General features: G+C 25.7%; 4 protein-coding genes. All 4 read left to right on the forward strand.

From position 1 onward, the window contains the following. The first annotated feature begins 30 nt into the window (after positions 1–30). The 4 genes from scfB to RGC78_RS07140 all read left to right on the forward strand — a co-directional run bounded on the left by scfB (position 31) and on the right by RGC78_RS07140 (position 6,230). The gene (gene scfB / locus RGC78_RS07125) at positions 31–1,386 is read left to right on the forward strand and encodes a thioether cross-link-forming SCIFF peptide maturase (RefSeq protein ID WP_252225530.1); all 1,356 of its coding nucleotides are present in this window, start codon (positions 31–33) and stop codon (positions 1,384–1,386) included. A gap of 226 nt (positions 1,387–1,612) precedes the next feature. Continuing rightward, positions 1,613–3,292: a methyl-accepting chemotaxis protein gene (locus RGC78_RS07130; protein ID WP_309556307.1), complete on the forward strand. Its 1,680-nt coding sequence runs from the start codon at positions 1,613–1,615 to the stop codon at positions 3,290–3,292. Between the two features lie 60 nt (positions 3,293–3,352). After that, entirely contained in the window at positions 3,353–4,558 is a 1,206-nt protein-coding gene (locus tag RGC78_RS07135) for a M16 family metallopeptidase (protein ID WP_309556309.1), read from the forward strand. 256 nt (positions 4,559–4,814) lie between these two features. Further along, complete coding sequence (locus RGC78_RS07140) at positions 4,815–6,230, forward strand: aminotransferase class I/II-fold pyridoxal phosphate-dependent enzyme (RefSeq protein ID WP_252217001.1); 1,416 nt, start codon at positions 4,815–4,817, stop codon at positions 6,228–6,230. The last annotated feature ends 304 nt before the right edge of the window (positions 6,231–6,534 follow it).

Genomic DNA, 6,534 nt, shown 5'->3' on the forward strand with positions numbered 1-6,534 from the left:
TTTATTTTATATATTTAGGAGGAAAAAACAGTGTCTTTAATACACAAATTTAAACAAGGTGAAAACTTTTTTGTTTTAGACGTAAATACAGGTGCAGTACATGTAGTTGATGAATTAGTATATGATTTAGTTGATGATAATAAATTAAAATCTAAAGAAGAACTTATTAAGACTTTAAATAATAAATATGAAGAAAATGTTATTTCAGAAGCATATGATGAAATACTTGAACTTATAGATAATGGAATACTTTATTCTAATGATCAATATGAAGATATAGCTCATAGCTCTATGGATGATAGAGATTACATAAAAGCTGTATGTTTAAATATAATTCATGGATGTAACTTAAGATGTAAATATTGTTTTGCTGATGAAGGTGAATATCATGGACATAAAGGCGTAATGAGTCTTGACGTTGCTAAAAAAGCAATTGATTATGTTGTTAAGAGAAGTGGTCCAAGAAAAAACATAGAAATAGATTTATTTGGTGGAGAACCAACTATGATAATGGACACTATAAAAGATATAATTAAATATGCAAGAGACAATGAAAAGAAGTGGAATAAGAACATAAGATTCACAATGACAACTAATGCTACTCTTTTAAATCCAGAAATGATGGATTTCATGGATAAAGAAATGGGTAATATAATATTATCATTAGATGGAAGAAAATGTGTTAATGATAATGTTAGAATTAAAGCTGATGGAAGTGGATCATATGATGATATAATTCCTAATATAAAAGAAATGATAAAAAGAAGAACTAAGGGTAAAACTTTCTATGTTAGAGGAACATTTACTAGAAATAACACAGATTTTTATGAAGATGTTATGGCTATGATCAATGAAGGTTTTGATGAAATATCAATTGAACCAGTAGTTTTACCAGATGAACATTCTCTTTCATTAAGAGAAGAAGATTTAGAAACTATTTTCAAAAATTATGACAAGCTATATGAAGAAATGGCTAAGAGAAAGAGAGAAGGAAAAGATGAATTTAACTTCTATCATTTCAATATAGATCTTCAAGGCGGACCTTGTGTCTATAAGAGAATTTCAGGTTGTGGTGCAGGATTTGAATATGTAGCAATAACTCCTCAAGGAGATGTTTATCCATGTCATCAATTTGTTGGAAATGAAGAATTTAAATTAGGAACTATATATGATGATACTTATGATTCAGAATTAGGAAAGAAATTTAAAGAAGCACATATATATAATAAACCTAAATGTAGAGATTGCTGGGCTAAATTCTACTGTAGTGGTGGTTGTCAAGCTAACAACTTTAATTTCAATGGAGATATGAAGATTCCATATGAAATAGGATGTAAAATGCAAAAGAAGAGAATTGAATGTGCTATAGCTCTTAAAGCTGAGTAATAAAATTAATGGACTGCTATATAATAATTATTTTATTATATAGCAGTCCTATTTTTATACTATTTAATATAATATGATTCTCATAAAAATTAATATGATTTTTATGGAATCTAACATAATATTTTTGCTAAATTGTAACTTTAATAGATAAAAAATATATAATATATAAATTTATGCTAAAATATGTTCGATAATTAAAAAATAAGAGTATATAGGGGGACAAGAAATGGAAAATGACAGAGTTATTAAAAAATCAATAAAAAGTTTACTTACAGGAGTTATATTAGTATCGCTTCTGGTTATTTTTTCTTTAACAACTATAATAAGCATATTTAATATAAAGAATAGCATGACGGATGTTTTACTAGATAAATCTATTGAAGTAGCTAATGAAATGAATTCTTTAGTTGAATACATAATTCAGAATGAAGATAATCCTATTGAAAAATTACAAGAAATAGTTGATAAAAAAGCAAAATTAGATAATATTACATACATTGTCGTAGTTGATAAAAATAACAAAGCAGTAGCACATAGCGATGAACAAAAAATTGGAAAAGTATACGATGATGATTACACAGTAAATGCAGTTCAACAAGGAAAAACAACAGCACGTAAATTTTATGCAGATGTTCAAAAAATTTGGGCATATGACATAATGGTTCCAATAAATTTTCATGGAGAATTATATGGATCATTAGATATAGGAATACCTATTAGCGGAATAAGCTCAGTTATAAATGATTTTGCTAAAGTACAAATAGTAATTACTGTTATATCATTAGCTTTACTTACAGTAGTATTAGTTATTCTTTTAAATAAAAGTTTAAAACCATTAAAAGATCTTATGGGAATTATTGATGATATAAGCAATTTAAATTTAACAGAAAATAAATTATTGGAACAATATGCGTTAAAACAAGATGAAGTAGGTAGTATATCTAAATCTATTTTAAATATGAGAATTGTTCTTGGAAAAATGGTTGCATCAATACAAAATACATCCAATGAAATAAATGATTTCTCTAACAAATTAGTTGATACTACAGAAATGTCTATTAACTCGTTAGATGGAATTTCAAATGCAATATCAGAAATAGCTAGTAGTTCTCAAAAGCAATCAGAAGATATTCAAGAAGAAGTTTCTCAAATAAATGATTTAAGTAATGAAATAGATAATATATCTGATGAAACAATAGTAACTTTTGATAAAATAAATTACACAAGAACTTTAAGTGAACATGGTATTGGTGTTATGAATAATTTATCTAGTTGTTCTGAAAAGAATAGAGAGATTTCAAATAACATAAAATCTATTGTTATGGATGTTGATAGTAATTCGAAAGAAATAAGTAGTATAGTTGATACTATTAATGAAATTGCTAATCAAACTAATCTTTTAGCTTTAAATGCATCCATTGAAGCAGCAAGAGCAGGAGAAAGCGGAAGAGGATTTACAGTGGTTGCAGAAGAAGTTAAAAAACTAGCTGAAGAAACTTCTAAATTTACTAATGAAATAAGAAGTAAAATTAATGCAATACAAGAAAAATCTAATAATGCAGTTATTTCAGTAGAAGAAAATATTGCAGTTGTTAATGAAAACAATCAAGCTGTAGTAGAAACAGAAGATATCTTTAATAAACTTTCAGGTGAATTATTTAATTTATCAGAAATAATAAATAAAATTGTAAATTATAATAAGACTATGATAGGAAATAAGGATACAATTTTAGATATAATTCAAAATACTTCAGCAGCATCAGAACAAACAACAGCTTCTACGCAAGAAATTAGCAGTATATCTAAAGAACAATTATTAAGTATGAGAAGTTTAAGTGAGGAAGTTGATAGATTACAAGAATGTTCAAATATTCTTACAGAAGAGGTTAATAAATTTAAACTTTAGATATTAAAATATAACTTGAAATAAATAATCATAAGAATAACTTTTTAAGGGGGAAGACTTTTGCAAGAGTATATTTTTGAAAATAATTTAAAGTTAATATATAAAAAAAGTGAATCAGAATTATCTTCTATATGTATATCTTTAGAAGCAGGAGCAGGAGTAGAAAAAGATATTTTAGGAATAGCGCATGCTACAGAGCATATGGTATTTAAAAATACTAAAAATAGAAATGAAGCACAAATAAACAAAGAGTTAAGTTCTATATTTGGGTTTCATAATGCTATGACTAATTATCCATATGTAATATATTATGGAACTCTACTTGGTGATGAACTTGAAAAAGGATTAGAGATTTTTTCCGACATAATTATAAATCCAGAATTCGTTGAGGATGGATTTAAAGAGGAAATGAATGTAATAATAGAAGAACTTAATGAATGGGATGAGGAAGTTGAACAATATTGCGAGGATAAGCTATTTTTAAATTCATTTCAAAATAGAAGAATAAAATATCCTATAATAGGTCTTGAAGATCAACTTAAATCTATAAAATTAGAAGATGTTAAGAAGTTTTATGAAGAATATTATTTTCCAGGAAATACGTCTATTGCTGTAATATCTTCACTAGAATTTGAAGAAGTAAAGAACTTAGTAGAAAAATATTTCGGATTATGGGAAAAGAAAATTAAAATAATAGAAGAAGTTTATTATGAAAATAATGTTGAAAATACATTTATAAATGTAAGAGAAGGTTTAAAAACTTGTAAGGTTCAAATGATTTTTTCTATACATGAACTAAATGATAATGAGATTAGTTTATTAAGGGTATTTGATGAGTATTTTGGACAAGGCGTAAATTCATTACTTTTTGATACATTAAGAACTAAAAATGGACTTGTTTATGATGTTATTACTAATATTGCTCATGAAAAATACATAAAACTTTATAAAATTACATTTAGTACATCAAAAGAAAATGTAGGTAAATCTATAGAATTAATAAAACAATGTATCAATAAACTTGCTGAATTAAAAAATAGCATTGAGATGAAAGATATAAAACAGTTAGTAAAGTCTTATAAACTTAAAAAATTGTTTAAAGAAGAAAAGAGTATTGTACTAGCAAAAGAAATTTCAACTTACGATACTATGTTTGGTGATTATAAAGTATATACAAATGAAAATTTAGATAATATAACAAAAGAAGATATATTTGATATAGCAATAAAAACATTAAAAAATTCATCTATAGAAATTATATCTTAAAGATAATATTTACTAACATTATTATATTTTAAGAAAAGTTAAGAGTGTAATATAATGGCGTAGTGGCATTGAAATTTGCTTTTTAGAACTCTTAATGAATATTGTCACATTTACTGCTTGTACTAATTTCATATTGGGAGCAAGCTAAAATAGGACTATATTCATTATTAGTGTTCTTAAAGTAAATTTCACAGTCCACAAGCTTTATATTACACTCTTAACTACTAGTTAAAATATATAAAGGAAAGGGAACAATATGAAAGAACGTATTCCATTGTTAAATGAATTGATAAAATATCATAAAGAAAAGAATTTATTGCTTTCTATGCCTGGCAATAAAGCTGGCTTAGGTTTTCTAAAAGATGATATTGGAAAGGAATTTGCGAAAAATTTAGGATTTTTTGATATTACGGAAGTAGATCCTTTGGATAATCTTCATTGTCCTGAAGGGGTCATAAAAGAAGCTCAAGAGTTACTTAGTAAAACTTATAATTCAAAAAAAGCTTATTTTTTAGTGAATGGGAGCTCTTGTGGAAATTTAGCTTCAATATTTGATGCATTTGATGAAGGTGATGAGGTTATAGTAGAAAGAAATTGTCATAAATCTATATACAATGCATTAATTTTAAGAAAATTAAAGGTTAGATATATTGAACCAATAGTAGATCTTGAAAAAGATATATTTTTACCTCCAAATAAAGAAAACATATATAAGGCATTAGAAAATTGCAATAATCCTAAAGGAATAATTTTAACTTATCCAAATTATTTTGGAATAACTTATGATATTGAAGAAATTTTAAAAGATTTAAAGAAAAGAAATTTAAATATTATTATAGATGCGGCTCATGGAGCACATTTTGGACAAAGTGATAAGTTACCTAAAGATATATATTATCTAGCTGATTATGTTGTTTTAAGTGCACATAAAACTTTGCCAGCATTAACACAGGGGGCATACCTTTTGGTTAATAATGATAGTGAAAGCATAGAGTTTTATTTAAAAACTTTTATGAGCACTTCACCATCATATTTAATTATGGCCTCTTTAGATTATTCAAGACATTATTTAGATGAATATGGAGTGAATGATTATAAAGAATTAATATGCAATTGCCAAATATGGAAAGATAAAATTAATTCTTTAAATAAAACGTATATACTTTCTAAAGAAGACTTAGAATTTGAATATGATATAGATATAACAAGATATGTAATGTTATTACCAAGTGGGTATAGTGGACATAAATTTCTGGATTATTTAAGAGAGAATAAAATACAAGCTGAAATGAGTTTTTCAAGAGGGGTAGTTTTAATATTATCTCCGTTTAATACTGAAGGTGATTTTGAATATATTTTTAAGGTCATAGAAAATTTAGATATAGAAGTATTAAAAAATAATAGCGATGTTAATGCTAAATATTATAATCTTGTTCCAAATAAAAAATTAGAACCTCATGAGGTATTTAAATTAAAAGGAACTTATCGCAAAGTAGGAGAGAGTGAAGGAAAAATATCTAAAAATATGATAATACCATATCCACCAGGAATACCTTTAGTTTGTCCAGGAGAAGTAATAAGTAGGGATGCAATTAATATAATAGAAGATTATATTTTGAATAAAAAAAGTATTATAGGTGTAGAAAATAATATAATAGAAGTTGTTGATTAGCTAAATAAGTTCAATTACAATGTCACTTTACTTATTGCATATATCAACACATATTTAAAACCGAGATTAATAAAAATAATCCTATTTTAGTAGAAAATAACTACTTAATAGTATTATTTTTTTATTCTTTAGGAATTTATATTATTAAAAAATTTGTAGATAACTTTTAAAATAATGTGTTTTAAAGGTATTATGAGTACCCCTAAAGAATAAAAAACAATCATATGCCGCACCATTATTCCTGCACTGCGTTTGGAAAGGGCGCATGGCTAAAAAAATCGACGGCTCCAAAGTCGCCTTAGCG

This window comes from Clostridium aquiflavi (genome assembly GCF_031344075.1).
In the GTDB taxonomy this organism is placed as follows: domain Bacteria; phylum Bacillota; class Clostridia; order Clostridiales; family Clostridiaceae; genus Clostridium; species Clostridium aquiflavi.